Raw genomic sequence first — 24,407 nt, forward strand, 5'->3', positions numbered from 1 at the left:
TCAAAAATTTGGAGGTGACCCTTGTGATTGAAAGGGTATGTCGCATTTTAGAATACGATAAGATGAAAGAACAGTTAGTCCAACATGCCGGATCTTCTTTAGGAAAACAACGTGTCAGGGAGTTGATGCCTTCTTTTAGCTATGAAGACATTTCAGATGCCCAGGAGAGAACTTATGAAGGCGCAAAAGTTGTTAGATTAAGAGGACAAGCTCCATTAGGGGGACTTCGAGACATTCGAGCTTCGATAAAGAGAGCAGAAATAGGCGGACTTTTAAATGAATCAGAGCTTTTAGATATTTCATCAACGATCTATGCCAGTCGCCGTTTCAAGCAATTCGTTGAAGGGCTTATCGAGGATGAGTTAGAATTAACGATTCTCCCACAACTTGCCGATCAAATTGTCCCTCTTTCAGAACTCGAGCAGGAAATTAATCATGCCATCGACGAAAATGGGGGAGTACTTGATTCTGCAAGTGTTGTACTTCGAGGGATTCGCCAACAAATTCGCTCACATGAATCGGGAATTCGCTCGAAATTGGAAAGTATTACGCGCTCTTCAAATGGAAGAAAAATGCTGTCAGATGCAATCATAACGATTCGGAATGATCGTTATGTTATCCCGGTTAAAGCAGAACATAGAGGACATTTTGGTGGAATGGTGCATGACCAATCTGCATCCGGACAAACCTTGTTTATTGAACCTGAATCGGTTGTACTAATTAACAACCAACTCAGAGAGGCACGGATGAAGGAAAAACAGGAGATCCAACGCATTCTGCAGGTTCTTTCTGCCTTAGTAAGTGAGAATGTAGAAGAACTTGCTTTGATTGTTGAAGTAATGACGGAAGTGGATTTTATTTTTGCTAAAGCGCATTACAGTCAGACAATAAAAGGCTCTCAGCCTAAATTAAATGAAGATGGTTTTATTCATATGAAGAAAGCCAGACATCCGTTGATTCCAACTGAGGAAATTGTTCCAATAGATGTTGAGCTTGGTGGTGATTTTTCTTCCTTAGTAATTACCGGTCCCAATACTGGGGGGAAAACAGTCACTTTAAAAACAGTTGGTTTACTAACACTCATGACACAATCGGGATTACAAATTCCTTGTGAGGAAGGATCTACTGCTGCAGTTTTCCAAAAAATCTTTGCTGATATTGGAGATGAGCAGTCGATAGAACAGAGTTTAAGTACTTTTTCTTCTCATATGACAAATATCGTTAATATTATGGATAATGTAGATTTTCAATCTCTTGTGCTCTTTGATGAGCTTGGAGCTGGAACCGATCCTACAGAAGGGGCTGCTTTAGCAATAGCTATTCTGGATCATGTTTATAGTGTTGGAGCCAATGTCATAGCAACGACCCACTATAGTGAGTTAAAAGGATATGCATATGATCGGGAAGGTGTGATGAATGCCAGTGTGGAGTTCAATGTCGAAACACTCAGACCGACCTATCGATTGTTAATTGGTGTGCCTGGGAGAAGTAATGCCTTTGCTATTAGTAATCGTCTAGGTCTTAGTGAACGAATTATTGAAGATGCAAAAGGCCACATTACGGCAGATTCAAACAAGATGGAAAAAATGATTTCTTCTTTAGAAGACAGTCGTAAAAAAGCAGAGCAAGATATGGAAGAAGCGAATGACCTTCGCCAAGAAGCGGAGAAACTTCACCGAGAGCTTTCTGATGAGTTGGAGAAATTCTCAGAGGAGAAAGAAAAAGTTCTGCAGAGTGCGCAAGATAAAGCTGCTGAATCGGTAAAAAAAGCAAAAACTGAAGCAGAACAAATTATTGCTGAGCTTCGGGACATGCATAAAAATAATCCAGCTATTAAAGATCACGAACTTATAGATGCTAAAAAACGATTGGAAAATGCAGAACCGCAGCTTGTTAAGAATGGTAAAAAGACCAAGCCGAAATTAGTAAAACCAAATGTGGATAAATTGATTCCAGGCGATGAAGTCAAAGTAGTCAGCTTTGATCAAAAAGGATATATTGTTGATAAAGTGAGTGAAAAGGAATACTATGTGCAACTTGGTATGATGAAAATGAAAGTCAAAAAAGATGACTTAATCTATATTAATCGTCCTAAAGCAGTAGAAACAAAACCGTTAACTACTTTAAGAGGAAGAGACGCTCATGTAAAAACAGAGTTGGATCTTCGCGGAGAAAGATATGAAAGTGCAATGATGGATGTTGAAAAGTATTTAGATGATGCTGTACTTGCCGGTTACCACCAAGTTTCTATTATCCATGGTAAAGGAACTGGAGCCCTTCGTAAGGGTGTCCAAGAGCTTTTAAGAAAGCATAGCAATGTACAAGAGACGAGAATGGGAACGCAAGGAGAAGGCGGCTCAGGTGTAACCATCGTTTTGCTTAAATAAGCCAGGAGGTGCAGCATGGGGGATCTTTTCAATCATGACTATGTATACACTACTGGTGTGTACAGTGTCGTAGTAATCGCAATTATTATAGCCTTGGCCGTTTTTGAATGGGTAACAAAATATAGTACTTGGGATGAAGTGAAAGAAGGAAATCTTGCAGTGGCTCTTGCTACAGGAGGGAAAGTGTTTGGTGTTGCCAACATTTTTCGCCATTCGATTATGGCAAACGATTCCGTTTTATCTATGATGGGGTGGGGTGCCTTCGGATTTGCCCTTCTATTATTTGTTTATTTTATATTTGAATTTTTGACTCCGGGTTTTAAAGTGGACGAGGAATTAACGAACGATAACCGTGCCGTAGGTTTACTATCATTTATTATATCCGTATCTTTATCCTTCGTCATTGGAGCAAGTATTCATTAAAAGTATTAGGGGAGGCTGTGTAAATAATTGGTTTTTACACAGTCTTTACAGATTAGAAAGGGGTAAATAAATGGAAACATTGTGGAAGATATTAGTCATTCTCTGTGGCTTATTTATGGTAAGTGGTATCGTCTATATTCTTTTCTTTTAAGCGAAAACTAATTTTACATAGATATTACACCTATAAATCCGGTAACATTGAAAAATTTTGAATAAAAAGGTTCCTTTTTGTATACGTTTTCATTTACAATGAAAGATAAGAGGGAGAATGCCTTTCAATGTTAAGAGATGTTAACTGAGCGTATGTTTAGCAAACGTTTCTGTCATCCTCTTTTCATTGATTATCATCTTTTAGAAGGAGGATAAGAAAAAGGGAGGTTTTACCATGGATACAGTCATGAAAAAACCGTGGTTTGAACACTATCCAGAGGAAATTCCTAAGACTATTGACTATGATGAGGATACGCTGCAAAGTTATCTGAAAAAAGCGGCAAAAAATTATCCGGATAAATCAGCTTTTCATTTCATGGGGAAAGAAATGAATTATAAAGAGGTTTATGAATCTGCACTAAAGTTGGCTAACCAGCTCCAGTTATTAGGAGTTACACAAGGCGATCGCGTAGCTATTATGCTTGCAAATACTCCGCAAGCTGTCATTTCTTATTATGGTGCTCTGTTTGCAGGTGGAATTGTCGTACAGACAAACCCACTGTATGTAGAGCGTGAAATTGAACATCAAATGAATGATGCTGGTGCTAAGGTTATGATTTGCCTGGATTTAGTTTATCCCCGTGTTGCTAATGTAAAAGAGAAAACAAAATTAGAACACATCATTGTTACAGGGATAAAGGATTACCTTCCTTTTCCGAAAAATTTGCTCTATCCTTTCATTCAAAAGAAGAATACAGGCATTAAAGTAGATTTAAAATATGGACCTCATTTGCATTCTTTCAGGGATGTCATTCAGAAAGGTGAAGCAAAAGAGATTCCACTTGATATTGATCCGAAAGTTGATCTTGCACTTCTTCAATACACCGGTGGAACAACGGGACCGGCAAAAGGTGTGATGCTGACTCATTACAATTTGGTTGTTAATACGCAACAATGTGAAAAGTGGATGCATAAAATGAAACCTGGGGAAGAGGTCATTATTGCAGCTTTACCATTTTTTCATGTATATGGAATGACAACTGTGATGAATTTAGCGATACGTTTAGGTTTTAAAATGATTATTATGCCGAAATTTGATCCGCAAGGGATTCTTAAAGCGATACAGAAGCATAAGGCAACATTGTATCCAGGAGCTCCAACGATGTATATTGGTTTATTGAACCACCCAGATATTAAAAAATACGATCTGTCGTCAATTAAAGCCTGCATCAGTGGCTCAGCAGCATTACCATTAGAAGTGCAGACTCAATTTGAACAGGCTACAAAAGGAAGATTAGTAGAAGGTTACGGACTAACGGAAACCTCGCCGGTTGCTGTAGCAAATCTTATATGGGGGGATCGCAAGCCGGGATCTGTAGGTTTACCTTGGCCTGATACAGAAGTAACTATTTTATCAGCAGAGACGGGAGAGCAAGCAAAGCCCAATGAAGTAGGAGAAATCATTATAAAAGGACCGCAAGTAATGAAAGGCTACTGGAATCGTCCTGAGGATACACAAGCAAGTTTTCGAGATGATTGGTTTCTCTCAGGTGACATGGGTTATATGGATGAAGAAGGCTATTTTTACGTTGTCGATCGTAAAAAAGACATGATTATTGCAGGTGGATTTAATATATATCCGCGTGAAATTGAAGAAGTACTTTACGAGTATGAAGATGTGCAAGAGGTGTGCGTAATTGGAGTTCCAGATCCTTACCGTGGGGAGACGGTAAAAGCATTTATTGTGCCTAAGGAAGGAAAGACAATTTCAGAAGCGGATCTCGATGAGTATTCACGTAAACATTTAGCATCGTTTAAGGTACCTAAATTCTATGAGTTTAGAGAAGAGTTACCTAAAACAATGGTAGGTAAAATTTTACGTCGAGTCCTTGTAGAACAAGAAAAAGAAAGAAATATAAAATAACTGTTATTTTGATTAGATTTAATACCAGTAGCACTTTGAAACCAATGCTAGGTGCTACTGGCTATAGTGTTTTAAAGTAATAGTTTAAGAGAGAGAATGTCTGAACTTAAAGGAGAATTGAAGGAGGACTATACATGGATACAGGATTACTGAGACCATGGCTTGCTCATTATCCGGAAGACATTCCTAAAAATATTAATTACGATGATAAATCTCTGCAAGATTACTTACGTGAAGGTGCTTTGGAAGAGCCTAATAAAACATTGCTTCATTTCATGGGAAAAGAGATGACATTTCATGAAGTTTATGAGTCAGCTCTTCGATTTGCTAATGGGCTTCAAAATCTCGGCATTGAAAAAGGCGACAGAGTTGCGATTATGTTAGCGAATACACCGCAGTCGGTGATTGGATATTATGGTGCTCTTATGGCAGGTGCGATCGTTGTACGAACGAATCCGCTTTATGTGGAAAGAGAATTAGAGCATCAACTCGTTGATTCGGGAGCAAAAATAATATTGTGTTTGGATCTTGTTTATCCACGAGTGATGAGTGTTCTGGATAAATCAAAACTTGAGCATATTATTGTAACTCAAGTAAAAGATTATTTGCCATTTCCTAAGAATTTGATTTACCCGTTTATTCAAAAAAAGAATACAAGTTTAAAAGTCGAAATCACTTATAACGCAACTACTCATTCTTTTACTGAATTATTGAAGGGTTCTTCTACACGTCCCCTCTCAGTATCTATCGATCCAAAAGAAGATTTAGCACTTCTGCAATATACGGGTGGGACAACTGGAGTTGCAAAAGGGGTTATGTTAACGCATTACAACCTCGTAGCTAATACGACTCAATGTATGAAATGGATGCATAAAATTGATCATGGAAATGAAGTTATACTGTGTGCTCTACCTTTCTTTCATGTATATGGAATGACGGTTGGGATGAATTTCTCCGTCATGGATCGATCAAAAATGGTGATCTTACCAAGGTTTGACACGAAACAAACGCTGCAGGCGATTGAAAAACAACGAGTGTCTATTTTTCCTGGTGCACCAACGATGTACATAGGTTTAATTAATGATCCTAAAGTTACTAACTATAACCTATCGTCAGTAAACGTATGTATTAGTGGTTCTGCACCTCTTCCTGTTGAAGTTCAACATCAGTTTGAAGAATTAACAGGAGGAAAGCTTTCTGAAGGTTTCGGATTGACGGAAGCTTCACCTGTTACACACTTTAATCTTATGTGGGGGAAACGTCCGTCTGGAAGCATCGGTCTTCCTTGGCCGGATACTGATGTAGCTGTATTGTCGGCGGAGACAGGGGAAGTTGCAAAATCAGGTGAAGTCGGAGAACTTATTATAAAAGGACCCCAAGTAATGAAAGGCTATTGGAAACGACCAGAAGAAACAGATGCAGTCTTTATGAATGGGTGGTTACTCACTGGAGATATGGGATATATGGACGAAGATGGTTTCTTTTATATTGTTGACCGGAAAAAGGATATGATTATTGCTGGTGGCTTTAATATCTATCCTCGGGAAATAGAAGAGATCCTGTACGAACATGAGGCCATTCAAGAAGCTGTCGCTGTAGGTGTTCCGGATCCTTATCGGGGAGAGACTGTGAAAGCTTTTATTGTTAAAAAAGAAGGGCACGAAGTTACAGAAAAAGAATTAAATGCTTTTTGCAGAAAAAGTCTATCAGCCTATAAAGTACCAAGGGTGTATGAATTCCGCAAAGAACTTCCAAAAACAATGGTTGGTAAGGTGTTGAGAAGGGCATTAATTGAGGAAGAAAAAGAAAAAGAAAAAGAAAAGAAGAAAATAGTTAATTAAAAAAAGGGACTGCAAAGTAAATTTTTACTTTGCAGTCCCTTTTTTATGAAATGAGCGAAGTCTCCGCAGTATACAAGCCTGTTAATAGCGTCTTTCTTTTAATAGGACCACGGAAAGTGAGCGGTCATTCTTCTAAAGAACATTCCATAATAACAAAATAGATATGAAGATGCTATGGGTTTTAGTTAAATATTTGATTCTTCCTTTTGTCTTATTTTCGTATTTTGTAGGTATTTTATAACTGAAAAATGTAAGAAAGTTGTAGAATTTTATTAGGAAATGGGTTAAAATTACAAAATGAGTCAAGTATTGCCTGATTTTATCGACTTTTGTTTTGAAAGAGCTTAAATAGTCTCTCTGAATATCTTTTACTTATTTATCATACATAAGATAAAGTTGGTGCAATGATTTAATCTAAATTTTTTGGGGGTGTACTTTATGAAAGTAAAAAAGAATGCGAAAAGCTATAAACTTTCTTTACAGTTTTTTAGCGACAAGGACGACAATAATTCAACTTCAGAAGAAAATAATCAAAACTCAGATGAAGTCGAAGAAGTGAATGAAAAGCCAAAAAGAAGTATGAAGAAACCAGCTTTTATCGGCGGAGGAATTATTGCTGTTCTCCTGTTAGGCATTGGTTACTGGTACTTTTTCGGTATGACTGATAAACAACAGTACTTCTTAGCGGAACAAAATACGTTGAGTGAAACATACGAGGATTGGTCCGATACTTATGGGGATGCTCTTGGTATGGCAGAAAAAATGGAGGATAGCGCTTATAAGCAGCAAGTGAATCTGACAGGAAATGTTAGTGGAAATGACCTGCCTATGATTGTACAGACACTTTTAGGTACCATGTCTATTCAAATGGATACTCAAGTGAATCCGGAGTCAGAAGAAGCACAAATCGGAGTTGACTTGTTGATGAACAAGGAAAGTGTAATCGGCGCTTCTATCTATCAATCAGAAGACTATGTAGCGACAACTTCACCGTTATTAAACTCTGAAACTTATTTTATGCAGAATGAAAATTTCGGTAATATAGCTAGACAGGTAGACCCTGCATATGATGGGCCGGAAGACCTTAAAGATATATTTTTTCTGCCAGGTGAACTGACGAGAACCTCGGAAACACAAAAGGTACTATTCAAAGAATATAGTGAGTTTATTTATGAATATTTAGATAGCGATCATTTCACTCAAGAGAGTAATGTTGCGTTTGCTGGCGGGGAGTACGACCAGTTAACATTACATTTAAGCGATGAACAGTTGAAAGATTTTCTTTATGAATTAATCGATAAAATGAAGAATGATGACGAGTTGTTAAAGATATTTAATGACCAATTAACGGCTTTAGATGATCAGGAAGACTATTCAATAGAATTTATTGATGGTTTAAATGAAATGCAAAGCAATCTTCACGAGTTTAGTATTCCAGAAGGTTTAACGAGTACTATTTATTTAGACGGAAAAACGGAAATTGTCGGACGTGAATGGAATGTAACGTTTGCGGATCCTGAAGATACAGATATGGGTGGTTCTCTTTCCTATGAGATGTCCAAAGAAGAAGACGGAGATCAGGAAGAAATTCGTCGTAATCTAACCATGAGCGAGGTAGGGCAAGAGTCCGGAAATGCTTTTGAATTCGTAATGGATACGAGTAAATCCGAAACAGATGACGGGGAAAAGGTTGTTACTGATCTTGGTTTTACAATGGACGAAGCTGGTCAACCGATAAGCGCAGGAATTCACTTGGACACGCTCCGTTCTACTGGAGAGGCGACAACAACGATAACGCTTGAATCCAGTGAAATGTTGGATGCGGCAGGTATCGGAGAATTTAGTGTTGTGGTTAGAAACCAATATAATGAAGACAATGACGGATATGAACAAAATACGGAGTTGGATATCAATGCAGGAATAGACGATATGTATGCAGGATATCAGGAATACACAGTGAACTTGAATTTCAATACGGATCTTGAGTTTACTGAAGACTTGGAATTAATTACGGTGGATGCAGAGACTGCAACGAATGTTAGTGAGTTAAGTGAAGAAGAGTGTATGATTCTGATGGAAGAAGTTATGATGGAATTAGAAACATTGATGTACGGGACATTCGGTGGAATATAAGATCTTCATCAGCCTCCTTCCGATTAGCACCTACACAGACTACGTAGGTGCTAATCGGAGCGGTGGAAGCTGACGCTGTATTTAATAAAAGACGGCTATGCCGTTTTTCTTAAGGAGAGTTTGGTATGAAAAAGGGTTTCGCTTTGTATAAACAAAGGATAAAGATGATCCCTCTGCCTGCTCTCTTTTTTGTGATGATTTTTTTAGTAGCGGGTGGAGGGTTTGCTGCTGTAAGTATTGCTGACTGGGTGAAAGGTAATGAGATAATTTCTCCATTTCAAGTAGCGATTGTTGATAACGAGGATTCTTTTGAAACCGGGATAATTAGAAAACAGCTTCAGGAGTCCGAAGCCACAAAAGAATTAATCACCTATATACATACTAGTCAAGAAGAGGCTAGATATCTTTTGAATTCAGACCAAGTGGTAGCCACCGTTTTAATTCCTGAAACGTTCACAGACGATTTAAGAACAGGTCGCAACACTCCCCTTGAAGTTGAGCTTCAAGAGTCTTTTTCGCTTGAAAGAGCATTATTTCTGGAATTAATTTATGCAGCAACTGATTTAGTTAATGCTGCACAGACAGCAGTGAATACTGTTCATTATTATTTAGGCGAATGGGATGTAGAAGCAGAGGAAAAAAGTAAAATAACAAATGAAGCCATAATTCATTTTAGTCTTGAAGCTTTCAATCGAAGTCAGTTGATTACTCAGTCTGAAATAGAAGCAACTGGAAGTTATTCTGTGGAAAAATATTACGTGAGTTCTTTTTTTATCATACTTTTATATCTTTTCCCTGCATTACTAAGCCCAGTTACTCAACTCTCGTTAAATAAATCCGTCGTAGAAAGATTTATCTCTTTGAATGTAGGATACCTGCCAATCGTTATAAGTTCTTTTATTCTTTTTTTCATGTTCTGTGCAGGGGTATCAACGATAGCTCTTTCAGGCCTAATTTTAATGGGTGTTCTAGAAATATCTTGGGGACTTATCGCTGTCACTTGTTTATTCGTTTTGTTTTTTGCGTCTCTGTTTACGTTTTTCTCTTTTTTACCCGTGAGGCCACTTCAAGAACAAGCAATGGTTTGTATTATAGGAATCATTTTATTTATTATCGGCGGTCTGATACTACCAATTTCTTTTTTGCCATCATGGTTGAGTGATATACACAGGTTTACTCCGTTCCATTGGCTCCATCAATTATTTTTATTAGGAGCATTTGATCAAAATTTTACAAAAGAGCTATATGTCTCTTTTGTATTATTTTTTAGCTTATCATTTCTTCTCCTGGCAGCTGCAGTTGGAATGGCAAAGAAAAAGGTGATTTAATGAATAGAATTTTAATTACATTAGTAAAAATGAATGGATTACAACTCTTAAAAAAACCAAAACTATTACTATCTGCATGTATGATGCCACTTGTAATTCTATTAGCTGTTCATTTCACCCTATCAGAAACAGTCGATGAAGTAAGAATTCCAATTATTGTGGTAAATGAAGATCAAAGTGAAACGTCACAAGAGATCTTACGTACTTTTGAAGAATTAGACCATATGATTCAATTGATTGAATCTACGATGACCCAAGGAACAAAGCGGCTTCTTCGTGGTGAAGCAGATGCCATTATATACTTAGAGGAAGGGTTTGAAGAAAAAATATTTGCTGGAGATAATCAGGATTTAGTAACCCTTATCCATACTCCTTCGTCGTTATCAGCAGGGTTACTTAGAGAAGTGGTTGCGTCGGAAGTAATGAGGTATGTTAGCAATAGTTCTGCTAGCCATTACCTTCTTCAATATGCAAGTGAATTTTCGCCGGAATCTTTAGTAAATGAAGAACAGTTATTAGAGGAAACACGCACATATGCAAACGAGCAATGGAACCCTTCTCCTCCTTTATATCTTAAAGTCATTGGTGATCATAGTCATTTTAGAGAGTGGGAAGAAGGAAGAGAATTTATAACAACGGAAGACATTGTGAAAATATGTGTATTAACGTTAATTTTACTTTTTCCATTAACATTTACAACAAATTTTATAGGTAATCGAAAAAAAGATGCGTTTAATCGGCTAGTTCTTTTTAATGTAGGTTCATTGTTATTTGCGCTTGCTCATGCAATAGTGATTACATTTGTCGTAATCATGATGAGTATTCCTTTACTATTGTTAACACATCAACTTTATCCCGAGTCTTTGACTAGTTTATTTATCGTTGCCATTATTGTATATATTATCTTTTCAACCCTTTTATCTACAGCGCTAGGGCTTTTATTTAAACGAGAACAATTATTCTTATTTACGGTGCTTGTGATTGTGATTCTAACGGTAGTTAGCAGTATTCTTTTGACTGGTGATTTTATTGAATCTTTTTACTACTCCTTTATAAGTCCTCAATTTATCATAATTAATATTGAGCTATATTCGACAATGCAACTACTGGTAATTATTATTTTTTGGGCCATTATCGCTGTGTTAATTAGTAGTTATACTTCTTGGAGGGAGCGTGTTTTAAGTGCTGGAAGTGAGTGATTTATCGTTAGGTTATGGAAAAGGAAAGGGTATTACTAATATTGGATTTCAACTGGAACCTGGTGATAGACTTGCTGTGCTTGGTGCAAATGGAGCTGGAAAAACGACACTTCTTAAACTTTTAGGAACAGTATTAAAGCCTTCAAAGGGGAAAATCTTTTTACATGGCCAATCATTTAGTAGCAATTTGAAAATAACTAGGCAGCAAATAGGTTATGTCCCTCAGGATATTGCCTTGTTCTCAGAATTGACTGTGAAACAAGAGCTCGATTTTTGGAGAGGTATTGCCCCTAAGCGAATACATGCATCCAAAGTAGACGAGGTTGCCGGTATTATTGGTATTACGGATCTTCTACATAGGAACATCAATGAATTATCCGGCGGTATGAAAAGGAAAATAAACCTAGCTGTAGCATTGCTTCATGGCCCTGATGTGTTAGTCATGGACGAACCAACAGCTGGGATTGATATTCAATCAAAACTGGAAATTATGAAATTTTTAAAAAGCTGGTCGGAGAAAGGAAAAATTATTATTCTTGCTAGTCACGATATGGAAGAAATTCACTACCTTACAGACAAGGTATTAATTCTTAAACATGGAGAAAAGCAATTTTTTGGTTCAGTGGAGGAAATGAATCAATCATTTAATGGAGCTTCCGAGGCGCTTTCTTTTTCCGAAAAAGTGGCGCAATTAGGAGGATGGTAATTAAGTTATGCTGTTATTTCAAGAACATCAAAGTTTTCGAAAACAGCCTAAAGTTAAGACCATGCAGTGGGACTATCTAGTTGATTTCAAGAGATATTAGGAATAGTATGTAAAGAAGAAAAATCATTTCATTGTATAAGTGATGAAAAATCCAATTAATATTCGAGAATGGTTTGACAGAACGAAAATATTACTCTAAAATGAAATTATGAATGAATAGTCATTCAGTATAAAAAGGGTTGTTGAGGACGTGAGCGCATGGCGAAAAAGCGAGGGCAAAAGTACGACAAAATAATTGATGCAGCTGTAAAAGTTATTGCAGAAAATGGCTATCATCATTCTCAGGTTTCTAAAATAGCAAAAGAAGCCGGAGTTGCAGACGGAACCATTTACTTATATTTTAAAAACAAAGAAGATATTCTCATTTCTTTATTTGAAGAAAAAATGGGTCGATTTGTTGAAAAGATACAAGAACGCCTTCAAGAAGAATCATCCGTGGAAAGAAAGCTTTATATATTAATTGAAATGCACTTTATGCAATTAGAGAAAGATCACGAATTGGCCATTGTTACTCAACTTGAGCTTCGTCAGTCCAATATCGAAATACGCCAAAGAATTAATGAAGTACTCAAAGGCTATTTAGAATTAATTGATACAGTATTACAAGAAGGTGTGGAAGATGGGACCTTTGAAAAGGAACTTAACCTGCGTATAGCTAGACAATTAATTTTTGGCGCCATTGATGAAATTGTTACAAATTGGGTCATGAAAGATCATCGGTACAAACTTGTCCCTTTAGTTGAGACGATTCATCCATTGTTACTGAGAGGTTTAGCAAAATAGTTGTGCAGGCCACAGTACGTATTAGTCTCTATTGTCTACCGTTGCTTATTTCATGTAGACAATAGCCAAGTTAAAAAAGAAAGTGGTGATTTGGTTGCCAGAATTCTCATTAATTCGAGTGACTAAGGAAGCTAGAGTGGGCATACTTACATTGGCTAACCCCCCTGCGAATACTCTTTCCCAGAAAATGATTCAAGAGATAGACATGGCCTTTGATCACTTCTCTCAAGATTCAGAGGTAAAGGTCATTCTTCTTCACGGAGAAGGACGGTTCTTTGCAGCAGGAGCAGATATCAAGGAGTTTACTCGGGTGAAACATGGAGCGGATTTTCAAGATTTGGCTAGAGAAGGGCAGCGTGTATTTAGAAGAATTGAAACCTTTCATAAACCTGTACTTGCAGCAGTCCATGGAGCTGCATTAGGTGGCGGTCTTGAACTGGCGATGGCTTGCCATATGAGAATAGTCGCTGAAAGTGCAAAATTAGGATTACCGGAATTACAATTAGGACTGATACCAGGGTTTGCTGGAACACAGCGTCTTCCAAACCTAGTCGGTAAGTCAAAGGCTATGGAGATGATTCTAACGTCAGACCCTGTAACAGGAGTAGAAGCAGTAAAATTGGGATTGGCTAATCAAACTTATGCCGAAGATCGTTTGCTGGAAGAAGCAAGAAAGCTGGCATCTAAAATAAGTGACAAAGGGATACAAACGATTTCAAATGTATTGGAATTACTTAAGGTTTCTGAAACAGAGCCCTTCGAACAGGCGCAGGAAAAAGAAGCGCTACGTTTTGGAGAAGTATTTGAGACGTATGATGCTTCAGAAGGAATCAAAGCTTTTATTGAAAAAAGAAAACCTAGTTTTGAAGATAGCTAATTTTCATTGATTCGTATTTTGTAAGCGGTTAAATGATAATAGATTTTAATTAAATTTTGGGAGGGACTTACATGAATATATATGTAATTATGAAGCGAACGTTTGACACGGAGGAGAAAATCCAGATCGAAAATGGGATAGTAAACGAAGATGGTGCGGAATTCATTATTAATCCTTATGATGAATATGCGATTGAAGAAGCGATTAAATTAAAAGAAAAACATGGTGGTGAAGTGACGTTAGTTACAGTAGGAGACGAAGACGCTGAAAAGCAAATACGTACCGGATTGGCTATGGGTGCTGATAAAGCAGTACTTATTGAAGACGAAGATGTGGAAAATGGTGATCAATATTCTACGCAAGAGCTTTTAGCGGCTTATTTTAAAGATAAAGAGGTTGATATTATTCTAGGAGGTAATATCGCAGTTGATGGAGGTTCCGGTCAAGTTGGGCCTAGATTAGCAGAAAAATTAGGGTTTAACCATGTAACGTCCATCGTCAAATTAGAGATTGAGGGGTCAACAGCTTTTATTGAGCGCGATGTAGAAGGAGACCAGGAGATCATTGAAGTTCAGCTTCCTCTCCTTGTGACTGCTCAGCAAGGGTTGAATGAACCGAGATATCCTTCGCTTCCTGGGATCATGAAGGCAAAGAAGAAGCCTTTAGAAACATTGGACTTGGATGATTTAGATTTAGAGGAAGAGGATGTGGAGGGGAAGACGAAAACGGTTGATCGTTATCTGCCTCCTGAAAAAGCAGCTGGAAGAATATTAGAGGGTGAATTAGACTCTCAAGTTTCCGAGTTAGTTTCTTTACTAAAAAATGAAGCAAAAGTGATATAACAGAAGGAGATGATGACAATGTCAAAAAAAATACTTGTTGTAGGCGAAATTCGGGATGGAGAATTTAGACATGTGTCTTTTGAAGGTATTGGTGCTGCAAAGCAACTGTCAGGTGACGGAGAAACTGTAGGGGTTTTACTAGGTAAAAGTGTTAGCGCTTTAGCCAATAAAATGATTCATTTTGGTGCTGATCGAGTGATTACTGTGGAACATGATAACTTATCACAGTATACACCTGAAGGATTTACACAAGCACTTCAAGCGGTAGTTGAACAAGAAAATCCGGATGGTATTCTCCTAGGGCATACATCGATGGGGAAAGATCTTGCACCAAAATTGGCAAGCAGAATTGGATCAGGTCTTGTCTCTGATGTTGTATCAATGGAAGTATCGGGAGACGACGTTGTTTTTATCAGACCTATATATTCTGGAAAAGCGTTTGAAAAAATTACTGTAGAAGAAGGTTTAACATTTGCGACGATTCGTCCAAATAACATTCCAGCGTTGGAAAAAGATGAATCGCGTACAGGTGATGTGGCAAGTTTGGAAGTTGACGTGAAAGATTTACAAACAATTATCAAAGAGGTAGTCAAAAATACATCCTCAGGTATTGATCTATCTGAAGCATCGGTCATTGTATCAGGTGGAAGAGGAATGAAAGGGGAAGAAAACTTTAAAATATTAGATGAGCTTGCTGAAGTATTAAATGGTGCGGTAGGTGCATCACGTGGCGCGTGTGATGCAGAGTATTGCGATTACGCACTTCAAATTGGTCAAACAGGTAAAGTTGTAACTCCAGACCTTTATATTGCAGTTGGTCTCAGTGGAGCGATTCAGCATGTTGCAGGAATGTCTAACTCCAAAATTATTGTCGCTATCAACAAAGACCCAGAGGCGGAAATTTTTCAAATAGCTGATTATGGAATTGTTGGTGACCTGTTTGACATCGTACCAAAACTAACAGCGGAATTTAAAAAGGTATTAGCTTAATACGATTGACATAAGAGGGTGTTCTGAAGGCGAAAAGGCTTTGGGACATCTTTTTTTAGAGGGTGTTCTATGCTTTCGAACAGAGCGGGAGCAATCCGCTCTCGGCAGTTGAAGCTCACGCTGTATTTTATAAAAAACGCTGTGCCGTTTTTCTTATAAGCATTTATTTTGCGATGAGGCTTAAGTTTAGTTATGATAGGGATAATGAAAGTTTAAATGGTTAGTCTATAGGGGAACAGAAGCTGTATAGTGTTTTCTATGGAGTTAAAAACATCTTATAGATTAATTAAAATTTCAATTAAAGAATGAAAGAATCCAAGGAGGAATATACAATGGCAATTGTAAATGTTACTGACCAAAACTTTTCAACTGAAACAGAACAAGGCTTAGTTCTTGCAGATTTCTGGGCACCTTGGTGCGGACCATGTAAAATGATCGCTCCAGTGCTTGAGGAACTAGATGGTGAAATGGGCGACAAAGTAAAAATCGTTAAATTAGATGTTGACGAGAATCAGGAAACAGCTAGTAAACACGGTGTCATGAGTATCCCTACTTTACTCGTATTCAAAAATGGTGAAGTTGTTGATCAAATCGTTGGTTTCCAACCTAAAGAAGCGTTAGCTGATACACTAAACAAACATGTATAATTAACAAATATTGAAGAAACTGGTCATCACTTATGATGATCAGTTTTTTCTGTGTTTATCAGTAGCAAGTTTGGAAAAACTCGTGCTATAGTTAGATATTATAACCTCAATCACATGGGGTTCACATTCTTCGAGATTATTCAAAAACGTGAGTGGACAGCAGACTTTTTTGAATAAGCTTGAACGGTCATATGTTAAAGGGGTTTATACGATGGAAGAACTTAAAGAAAAAATTCAATTAGTACCATCCCAACCAGGATGTTATTTAATGAAAAATAAACATGACACGATTATCTACGTAGGAAAAGCAAAAATTCTGAGAAACCGTGTGAGATCATATTTTAGAGGGACTCATGACAAAAAAACGCAACGGCTTGTTAGCGAAATTACGGATTTTGAATATATCGTTACTTCTTCTGACCTAGAGGCTCTTATTTTAGAGCAAAATCTGATTAAAAAGTATGAACCACGATATAATGTTTTGCTAAAAGATGATAAGACATATCCGTTTTTAAAAATCACAAAAGAAGAACATCCAAGACTAATTACAACGCGTAAAGTCAAAAAAGACGGAGCAAAATATTTTGGTCCATATCCAAACGCGCAGGCGGCCAATGAAACAAAAAAACTATTAGATAGATTGTATCCGTTAAGAAAATGCCGCACGTTACCTGATCGAGTCTGTCTTTATTATCACATTGGCCAGTGTCTTGCACCTTGTGAGTTTCCGGTTACGCAAGAAAAAAACAAGGAACTTGTTTCAGAAATTACGAAGTTTTTAAATGGTGGACATGAAGATGTCAAAAAAAATATCACCAATAAAATGCTGCTTGCTTCGGAAGAAATGAATTATGAGCGTGCGAAGGAGCTTCGTGATCAAGTGAAGCATATAGAAGCTGTTATGGAAAAACAAAAGATGACTATCACCGATCAATTGAATCGTGATGTTTTTGGCTATTATGTGGATAAAGGATGGATGTGTGTTCAAGTATTTTTTGTTCGCCAAGGGAAACTAATTGAAAGGGATGTATCGTTGTTTCCAACCTATCAAGAGCCGGAAGAAGACTTTTATACGTTTCTTGGTCAATTTTATTTAGAAGATCAGCATAAAAAACCATCAGAGATATTTATTCCCGATGGAGCTGATCCTGAAATCGTATCGCCATTTTTAAATGTCAGAACGATTCAACCTAAAAGAGGACAGAAAAAAGAACTCGTTCATCTAGCGATTAAAAATGCCAAGCTAGCTTTGCAACAAAAATTTGATTTAATTGAAAGAGATGAAAAAAAGACTGTTTTAGCAATTGAAAGACTCGGACAAGCCATGAATATAGATACACCATACCGAATAGAAGCATTTGATAATTCTAATATACAAGGTGCCGATCCTGTTTCAGCGATGGTATCGTTCATCGATGGTAAGCCTGATAAAAATAATTACCGTAAATACAAGGTAAAAACAGTCCAAGGTCCGGACGATTATGAATCGATGCGGGAAGTGGTTCGACGTCGTTATTTGCGCCTGTTAAAAGAAGAGTTACCTTTGCCTGATCTTATTGTTATTGATGGAGGAAAAGGCCTAATATCGGCAGCTCTAGGAATTTTGGAAGATGAGCTGAATGTATCGATTCCAGTCTGTGGACTAGTGAAAGATGATAAACATAAGACTTCCCAACTAATGATTGGAGATCCCCCTGAGGTCATTTCTCTTTCTAGGACGAGTCAGGAATTTTATTTACTGCAGCGAATTCAAGATGAAGTTCACCGTTTTGCAATCAGCTTTCACAGAAATGTTCGGAAGAAATCTATGTTCACTTCGATACTTGATGAGGTCGAGGGAATTGGCGAAAAACGTAAAAGAATGCTCTTAAAAGAATTTGGATCTTTAAAACGCTTGAAAGAGGCGTCAGTGGAAGAAATACAGCGATTAGGAATACCTCAGTCGGTTGCTGAAACCTTAAAGAGAATGATGAGCGATGAGGGGAATAAATGAAGCTAGATCCGTGTTGCTATGACTCGTTGCATTTGTTAACCTATTAAATGGGTTTGAAATAACAGGTAGGGGTTGCGGTAACCATCAGTAAAACACTGCAAAACGGTGAGATTTCAGGATAGTGTTTGAAAGGGGAAGTCGCCGAAGAATAGGTCTTTCTCACAAAGTATTTTTTCGGAAAATGGTGCTTTAGAACAGAGAGGTTTTTGCTTTTACCAGCAACTAGTACTTTCAATATTTTAATACCGAATTTTGAAATTTTACTCACAAGGTCAATTCTGGCTTTGCAGTGAATAATTGCAGAGTTGCCACATAGCTATGTATGTGGAGAACTATCTCACGAAACGGCTTTTGCCAATAACTTAGAAGTCGTATTCGGCAAGGAGACAAGTCTCGTTGTCGAATTCTTTTATACGAGAGAATTCACTCGTGATCAGTGTGAAAAGATGAAACGAATTTTTGAAGACAGAAATTTGTGTGAAAAAAAGTCGAGGAGGCGTTCATATTGACAACGATTGTCCAGAAGTTCGGGGGAACTTCTGTAGGGGATGTAACTAAAATTAAGAATGTTGCACGGAGAATTAAGCGGGATATGGATGCGGGAAAGAAAGTTGTAACCGTCGTATCAGCTATGGGTAAATCCACTGACTCATTAGTGAATTTGGCTAAAGACATAACAGATTCACCGGATCCCAGAGAGATGGATATGCTTTTAACAACAGGAGAACAAGTAACAATATCATTAGTAGTTATGGCATTGAAAGAATTAGGTGTAGATGCAGTGTCTATGACAGGTTGGCAAGCAGGAATCAAAACAGAAGCTGTCCACCAAGATGCTCGTATTACAGAAATAGACGCAGAAAAAGTGCAAAAGCATTTAAACAAAAACCGGGCAGTTCTTGTAGCTGGATTCCAAGGTGTCGGTCCAAGTGGAGAAATTACAACATTAGGGCGTGGAGGATCCGATACATCCGCAGTGGCATTAGCTGCAGCACTTGGAGCAGAAACATGCTCGATTTATACGGACGTAACAGGTGTTTTCACAGCTGATCCAAGGTATGTGACGAAAGCACGTCAGCTGGACAGCGTGTCGTATGATGAAATGCTTGAATTAGCTAATTTAGGTGCAGGTGTACTTCATCCGAGAGCGGTGGAGTTTGCTAAAAATTATCACGTTCCTCTTATTGTGCGTTCAAGTACAGAGGACGTAGAGGGAACGATGGTTGAGGAGGAAGCAACAGTGGAACAAAATCTAATTGTACGAGGTTTAGCCTTTGAATCGGAAATAACGAAAATTACCATTGAAAGATTACCAAATCAGTTCGAAACAATGCCTACACTTTTCTCCATGCTTGCTGAAGCGGGAATCAGCGTTGACATCATTATTCAGCAAATGACTTCTGACAATGGGATAAACGTTTCATTCACATTGGATACACAGGATCTTGGAAAAGCTTTGGATTTGTTACACAATAAAAAAGCGGAATTATGTTACAGTTCTATTAATCATGAAAGCACACTTGCTAAGGTTTCAATCGTTGGATCTGGAATGGTTTCGAATCCAGGTGTAGCTTCTGATATGTTTAAAGTATTAGCAGAGCATGAAGTGGCTATTAAAATGGTTACAACATCTGAAATAAAAGTTTCCGTTGTAGTTCCAGAAGTCGATATGATAACTGCAGTAGAAGGATTACATGCACACTTTGGTTTAGATGCGAAAGAAAAAGCAAAGATTGAAGCAATTAAGGCATAATTTACTAAAAAACAGTACTCATATATAAATGAAAAAAGGAGTTTCCTGAATGTATCATCAGGAAACTCCTTTTTTTTGACAGATAAGAAAGTTATAAAATGACAGCTATCTTTACGCCACACGTATCAAGGGAAGTTCGCCCTTGATGCTTAAATGATGGTGGCTTTAAAGATCACGCTGTATTTAAGAAAACGGCTCTGCCGTTTTTCTTAGCCATTTTAACGATCTATTTCACTATCTTCCCTTTCCGGTCTTTTAAACGGTAACCAATTCTTTTCTCCAAACATGGTGACCATCATTGGAATGAACAGCGGGAGCATTATCACAGCGTATATGAGCAATCCAGTCAGTACAAGTGTACCAATTTGAAGCAGAGATAAAACGCCTGAAGGCATCATCGCCCCAAATGTTCCAGCCAAAATAATAGCTGCTGACAGTACAACGGTACCTATTTGAGTCATGGAACTTACTAATGCTTCTTTTATTGGCATTACTCTCACATTTTCGCCAAAACGTCCCATTAGAAAAATAGAATAATCGACGCCTAAGGCCATAAGCATGACAAATCCGAAAAATGGAACTGCCCAACTTATACCGGAGTATCCTAGTATATGGATGAATATTAATTCGGTAAAAGCCATGGACGCAATATAAGTTAAAATTAGTGATGCAATGATATAAACTGGCATAACTAAGGATTTCAACAATACTACGAGTACAATAAATATCCCAGTAAGCATGATAATAGCCGTTCGGTTAAAATCTTCATCAGAGATCGTTTTTAAATCCTGATTTACTACGGCTAGACCACCTAAAGAGTACGTAATATCTTCGAGTTCCGTACCTTTCAGTGCATTATCTATTTGTCTCTCAATATCACTGACTACCGCCATCGCTTCGTTGCTGTATGGGTTAATGGCTAAAACAACGTCAAATGTGGTTAATTGACGGTTGGGGCTAGTAAATATATCCCATATTTCATCTAATTCACCATCATCAAACGCAGTTTGTGGGACAAAAAAACCTTCCAGTGGTTGAGACTGTGTCGACAGCTCATCAAGAATATCCATAACATCTGCTAGGCCATCCTCAACATCCGCGACTCCTTCGGTAAGCTCATCCATCGCGTTGGCAAGTTCGACATAACCACCTTGAATGTCGTCGAAAGCATCTGTGATCTCTTGCTGACCTTGTTCCATTTCACTTAGGCCAGTGCCTATCGAATTCATTTCATTTGAAATTGTTTGCTGGGCTTCAGATAATTCTCTGAGTCCTCCTTCAACATTTGTAATACCTGAGGCAACTTCATTCATTCCACCAGAAAAAGGAGCTAACTGCTCACCGATGGCAGCCGGAACAGCTTCACTTTGGCTAAATTGGTCTAACTGACCTTGTAGCTCAGATAGCGAAGATTGAAGTTGATTAAGCCCACTTGCTGACTCTTCTGTAGCTTGGGCAGTATCACTAACACTTTCGGCGAGTTGATTGTTACCAGTTTGCAGTTCCTGTGTCCCATCCACTAAATCCTGAGTCCCAGTACTTGCTTCACTTAGATCAGTGTCTTGGGCTTGAATATCATCTCGAATCTCGATGAGTGCATCGTGTATTTCTACTAATCCTTCATCCATTTCCTCGAGGGCATCAAACAACTCGCCGGCAATCGATGGAACGCGGAAATCTTCAATGATGGTTCCTTCAGGACGAGTAGCACTTCTTACCTCAGCTACTTCATCCAATTTGGCTATTTCATTTGATATTAGCTCCACATAGGGAAGCATCGATTGTTGATCCCATCGCTGATCATTAAGCATGACAACCTCAATTGGGAAAGAATGACCCTCTCCGAATTTTTCGGCAACAAGGTCAATTCCTTGGACAGAATCAAAATCATTCCCTATTTCGTCTAATGAGTCATAAGTAAGCTTTTGTTCATAGAGCAGAGCAGAAGGGATGAGAAGTAACGCAAGAATAACCAACGTCCATCCCGGTTTATAAACAGAAAACTTTCCTAATCGATTCCACAACCTGCTTTGTGTCATCTCTACACCTTGTTTAGAAGGCCAAAACAGTTTGTCTCCTAATAACAGCATGGCACATGGAACCCATACCCATAGAGCAATAACCAAGATAACAATTCCAATAGCTACACCAACAGCTGATTGGTATAAATCGAATTCTGCCATCCCGATAGCAGCAAATCCGATAAAACCAGTGAGGGCACTTGAAATAACTGTTGCGCCAACGGCCTTATACGTATTTTTAATGGCTTTTACGCGGTCAGGTTCTTTCGCAAGTTCCTCCTTGAACCGATTCAAAAGGAGAATACAATAATCCGTTCCTATTCCAAATAAAATAGCGACAATAAATATTTGCGTGAAATTCGACACTGGAAATTGAAAATTATCAATTAATAGACTAACAATTGATATTGTAACAAAATATGTTGCGCCCACTGTTATAAGGGGGACAAATGGAGCGGCTAAAGATCGGAAGACAAAAAATAAAATAATCACTACAAAAATAACAGTGATAATTTCTGTGGCTGCCAAGCCTTCTTCAGAACTTATAATGACATCGTCCTCAATGATGGAAGAACCAGTCATATAGTGTTGAACATCATCAACGGTAACTGCCTCTTCAATATCATCTCTTACCAAAGGAATGTCATTGATACTAATATCCATGGATACAATCGACATTAATGTTGTCTCATCTTCACTTATCAAAAATTCTGCTTGATCCGATGATTCAAACGGGCTAACAATATCAATGATTGGATAACTCTCTATGTCACTTCCAATCTTCGAGAGTTTATTTTCTATTGATCCCTTTTGGTTTTCCGATAACCCCTCTTCATCGTAATAGACAACAAGGATGGACTCGCCGGTTGCACCTTTGTGTTCTTCCAATAACTTCTTGGTTACTTGAGATGGGTATTCTTCAGAAATAGTGAACTGCCCATGTTCACGGACGAGTTGATCCATATCCGGACTCGAAATATATAAGCCTACACCTATAATGATCCATATAATTGGCAATAAATAAATCCAACGAAACTTTCCACTCATTGTTCTTCACTCTCTTCTTCTATGATTATCGTATTTATTTTTTGATAGATTTTTAAAAAGCTTTCTACTTCCGTTGAATCTAATCTAGTAAAAAAGGGAGATATAAATGCAATCATTGCCTGTTTTGATTGCTCAAAAACAATATGACCTTCCTCGGTTAAGGTGATTTGAATATGACGTCTGTCTTCTAAGTCAGGGTTTCGTTTAATTAAGCCTTTCTCTTCCAGCCTTGATGTTTTAGTAGTGATGGCACTTTTATGTACCCCTGTTAGCTCTGCTAATTCCTTGGCGGTTTGAGGACCGTTCATGTCCAGGAGCCTGAGAATTCCATATTGCTCTACAGACATTGGGAAAACCTTCTCAGCCAAAACTTTTTCAATGTTTTTAGTTGCGAAAAGATACACATTAGCGTATTGCTCGATTAAATCTTCCATTTTTGATTCATTCATTTTTTAAGCTCCTCTTATAGATAACATCTCGAATAGTTTATACCATAAATAGTTTATGAGGTAAACTATTTAAAATGACAAATAGTTTTGGGAGCATCACTTTTATGAGCTGAACAATGGGAGCTGATTTCATGGGCCGGCTACTTCTAATAAAGAACTGTAGAGGATTATCAAATTCGCTGAAAAATTCAGCTAAGACTCACAGATCGGTAACTTGCGGATCGTCCAAGGAAAGTGTACAGGATTTATCTAAAAACAACATTCAATGTTAAATATGGACAAAAATAAAAAAGCTCCTCTTATGAAATGCTAAGAGGAGCTTTTCCTGTAATCATTCATTTTTAGTTAAGGGGGAAGGATCTTTTCGGTCCCATCGTACAGTTATCTGCACAGTAAAAGGTTTTTTCTTTTTTACTTCATAGTAGGATTCAGCTATAACACCTTTTTCGATTTCTACTATTTGTGCAAGAAATCCTGCTTCTAAAGAAAAAGGTCTGTCATTTGACATGTGAGGAGCCACGACTTCATATATACGTTCGTTTTTTTTCTCTTTCACTGGTTGTAAGGAGCCCCAATGTGCATTATGAAAGAAATGAGTCGTTTCAATCTTTTCATTCTCTTTTATTTTTTTTCTGGCTAACGCTTTTCCGGCCCAATATAATATTTTTTCTTCATCCTCACCTAATAGTTCAGGTAATAAGTCATGCCTTAGTAAGTCATACCCAGAAGCAGAAGGTGAAGTGGTATCTTGTTGATTTGTGTTTATCATTGATCTCATCCTTCTTGTGCAGTGTGTGATAAAAGATTCTTTTTTTATCTTATCATATAGGGAATAATTCTCAAGAGATGTATGG

18 protein-coding genes and 1 riboswitch are annotated in these 24,407 nt (G+C 37.8%); of the genes, 15 read left to right on the top strand and 3 right to left on the bottom strand.

Annotated features, from left to right (window positions below; all coding sequences use genetic code 11):
• The first annotated feature begins 23 nt into the window (after positions 1-23).
• From CEF18_RS01980 to CEF18_RS02050, 15 genes are all read left to right on the top strand, one after another.
• Complete coding sequence (locus CEF18_RS01980) at positions 24-2,387, top strand: endonuclease MutS2 (RefSeq protein ID WP_110934926.1); 2,364 nt, start codon at positions 24-26, stop codon at positions 2,385-2,387.
• A 15-nt stretch (positions 2,388-2,402) separates the two neighbouring features.
• Positions 2,403-2,810 carry a DUF350 domain-containing protein gene (locus CEF18_RS01985; protein WP_110934927.1) on the top strand — a complete coding sequence of 136 codons (408 nt, stop codon included), beginning with the start codon at positions 2,403-2,405 and terminating at the stop codon, positions 2,808-2,810.
• Between the two features lie 385 nt (positions 2,811-3,195).
• Positions 3,196-4,884 carry a long-chain-fatty-acid--CoA ligase gene (locus CEF18_RS01990; RefSeq protein ID WP_110934928.1) on the top strand — a complete coding sequence of 563 codons (1,689 nt, stop codon included), beginning with the start codon at positions 3,196-3,198 and terminating at the stop codon, positions 4,882-4,884.
• A gap of 134 nt (positions 4,885-5,018) precedes the next feature.
• Positions 5,019-6,725, top strand: coding sequence for an AMP-binding protein (locus CEF18_RS01995; RefSeq protein WP_110934929.1), 1,707 nt, complete (start codon positions 5,019-5,021; stop codon positions 6,723-6,725).
• A gap of 438 nt (positions 6,726-7,163) precedes the next feature.
• Positions 7,164-8,858: a DUF6583 family protein gene (locus CEF18_RS02000; RefSeq protein WP_110934930.1), complete on the top strand. Its 1,695-nt coding sequence runs from the start codon at positions 7,164-7,166 to the stop codon at positions 8,856-8,858.
• Between the two features lie 125 nt (positions 8,859-8,983).
• Complete coding sequence (locus CEF18_RS02005) at positions 8,984-10,186, top strand: ABC transporter permease (RefSeq protein WP_110934931.1); 1,203 nt, start codon at positions 8,984-8,986, stop codon at positions 10,184-10,186.
• Positions 10,186-11,385 (top strand): ABC transporter permease, encoded by a 1,200-nt coding sequence (locus tag CEF18_RS02010; protein WP_110934932.1) that lies wholly within the window; start codon positions 10,186-10,188, stop codon positions 11,383-11,385. The genes CEF18_RS02005 and CEF18_RS02010 overlap by 1 nt, the downstream gene beginning before the upstream one ends.
• On the top strand, positions 11,369-12,091 hold the full coding sequence (locus tag CEF18_RS02015; protein ID WP_110934933.1) for an ABC transporter ATP-binding protein: 723 nt from the start codon (positions 11,369-11,371) through the stop codon (positions 12,089-12,091). Before CEF18_RS02010 ends, CEF18_RS02015 begins: the two co-directional genes overlap by 17 nt.
• 258 nt (positions 12,092-12,349) lie before the next feature.
• Positions 12,350-12,934 (top strand): TetR/AcrR family transcriptional regulator, encoded by a 585-nt coding sequence (locus CEF18_RS02020; RefSeq protein WP_110934934.1) that lies wholly within the window; start codon positions 12,350-12,352, stop codon positions 12,932-12,934.
• Positions 12,935-13,028: 94 nt separating this feature from the next.
• Positions 13,029-13,811 carry an enoyl-CoA hydratase gene (locus tag CEF18_RS02025; RefSeq protein ID WP_110934935.1) on the top strand — a complete coding sequence of 261 codons (783 nt, stop codon included), beginning with the start codon at positions 13,029-13,031 and terminating at the stop codon, positions 13,809-13,811.
• A 71-nt stretch (positions 13,812-13,882) separates the two neighbouring features.
• The gene (locus CEF18_RS02030) at positions 13,883-14,653 is read left to right on the top strand and encodes an electron transfer flavoprotein subunit beta/FixA family protein (protein ID WP_110934936.1); all 771 of its coding nucleotides are present in this window, start codon (positions 13,883-13,885) and stop codon (positions 14,651-14,653) included.
• A gap of 18 nt (positions 14,654-14,671) precedes the next feature.
• A complete protein-coding gene (locus CEF18_RS02035) occupies positions 14,672-15,643 on the top strand; it encodes an electron transfer flavoprotein subunit alpha/FixB family protein (protein ID WP_110934937.1) in 972 nt (323 codons plus the stop codon).
• A gap of 332 nt (positions 15,644-15,975) precedes the next feature.
• On the top strand, positions 15,976-16,290 hold the full coding sequence (trxA, locus tag CEF18_RS02040; protein ID WP_110934938.1) for a thioredoxin: 315 nt from the start codon (positions 15,976-15,978) through the stop codon (positions 16,288-16,290).
• A 211-nt stretch (positions 16,291-16,501) separates the two neighbouring features.
• Positions 16,502-18,283, top strand: coding sequence for an excinuclease ABC subunit UvrC (gene uvrC / locus CEF18_RS02045; protein ID WP_110934939.1), 1,782 nt, complete (start codon positions 16,502-16,504; stop codon positions 18,281-18,283).
• A 58-nt stretch (positions 18,284-18,341) separates the two neighbouring features.
• Positions 18,342-18,626, top strand: a riboswitch (Lysine riboswitch).
• A gap of 162 nt (positions 18,627-18,788) precedes the next feature.
• Positions 18,789-20,036, top strand: coding sequence for an aspartate kinase (locus CEF18_RS02050; RefSeq protein ID WP_110934940.1), 1,248 nt, complete (start codon positions 18,789-18,791; stop codon positions 20,034-20,036).
• Between the two features lie 218 nt (positions 20,037-20,254).
• Here CEF18_RS02050 and CEF18_RS02055 read toward each other — a convergent pair whose 3' ends face one another.
• The 3 genes from CEF18_RS02055 to CEF18_RS02065 all read right to left on the bottom strand — a co-directional run bounded on the left by CEF18_RS02055 (position 20,255) and on the right by CEF18_RS02065 (position 24,322).
• Positions 20,255-23,104, bottom strand: a complete 2,850-nt coding sequence (locus CEF18_RS02055; protein WP_110934941.1) for an MMPL family transporter — start codon at positions 23,102-23,104, stop codon at positions 20,255-20,257.
• On the bottom strand, positions 23,101-23,553 hold the full coding sequence (locus tag CEF18_RS02060) for a MarR family winged helix-turn-helix transcriptional regulator (RefSeq protein WP_110934942.1): 453 nt from the start codon (positions 23,551-23,553) through the stop codon (positions 23,101-23,103). Before CEF18_RS02060 ends, CEF18_RS02055 begins: the two co-directional genes overlap by 4 nt.
• Before the next feature lie 331 nt (positions 23,554-23,884).
• On the bottom strand, positions 23,885-24,322 hold the full coding sequence (locus CEF18_RS02065; RefSeq protein ID WP_223292209.1) for a DUF2507 domain-containing protein: 438 nt from the start codon (positions 24,320-24,322) through the stop codon (positions 23,885-23,887).
• Between the last annotated feature and the right edge of the window lie 85 nt (positions 24,323-24,407).

Source organism: Salipaludibacillus neizhouensis (genome assembly GCF_002886185.1).
In the GTDB taxonomy this organism is placed as follows: Bacteria; Bacillota; Bacilli; order Bacillales; family Salisediminibacteriaceae; genus Salipaludibacillus; species Salipaludibacillus neizhouensis.

Coding starts and splice junctions, on each gene's coding strand:
- CEF18_RS01985 (WP_110934927.1), top strand. CDS start 2,403: ATGGGGGATCTTTTCAATCATGACTATGTATACACTACTGGTGTGTAC.
- CEF18_RS01990 (WP_110934928.1), top strand. CDS start 3,196: ATGGATACAGTCATGAAAAAACCGTGGTTTGAACACTATCCAGAGGAA.
- CEF18_RS01995 (WP_110934929.1), top strand. CDS start 5,019: ATGGATACAGGATTACTGAGACCATGGCTTGCTCATTATCCGGAAGAC.
- CEF18_RS02000 (WP_110934930.1), top strand. CDS start 7,164: ATGAAAGTAAAAAAGAATGCGAAAAGCTATAAACTTTCTTTACAGTTT.
- CEF18_RS02005 (WP_110934931.1), top strand. CDS start 8,984: ATGAAAAAGGGTTTCGCTTTGTATAAACAAAGGATAAAGATGATCCCT.
- CEF18_RS02010 (WP_110934932.1), top strand. CDS start 10,186: ATGAATAGAATTTTAATTACATTAGTAAAAATGAATGGATTACAACTC.
- CEF18_RS02020 (WP_110934934.1), top strand. CDS start 12,350: ATGGCGAAAAAGCGAGGGCAAAAGTACGACAAAATAATTGATGCAGCT.
- CEF18_RS02030 (WP_110934936.1), top strand. CDS start 13,883: ATGAATATATATGTAATTATGAAGCGAACGTTTGACACGGAGGAGAAA.
- CEF18_RS02035 (WP_110934937.1), top strand. CDS start 14,672: ATGTCAAAAAAAATACTTGTTGTAGGCGAAATTCGGGATGGAGAATTT.
- trxA (WP_110934938.1), top strand. CDS start 15,976: ATGGCAATTGTAAATGTTACTGACCAAAACTTTTCAACTGAAACAGAA.
- uvrC (WP_110934939.1), top strand. CDS start 16,502: ATGGAAGAACTTAAAGAAAAAATTCAATTAGTACCATCCCAACCAGGA.
- CEF18_RS02055 (WP_110934941.1), bottom strand. CDS start 23,104: ATGAGTGGAAAGTTTCGTTGGATTTATTTATTGCCAATTATATGGATC.
- CEF18_RS02060 (WP_110934942.1), bottom strand. CDS start 23,553: ATGAATGAATCAAAAATGGAAGATTTAATCGAGCAATACGCTAATGTG.
- CEF18_RS02065 (WP_223292209.1), bottom strand. CDS start 24,322: ATGATAAACACAAATCAACAAGATACCACTTCACCTTCTGCTTCTGGG.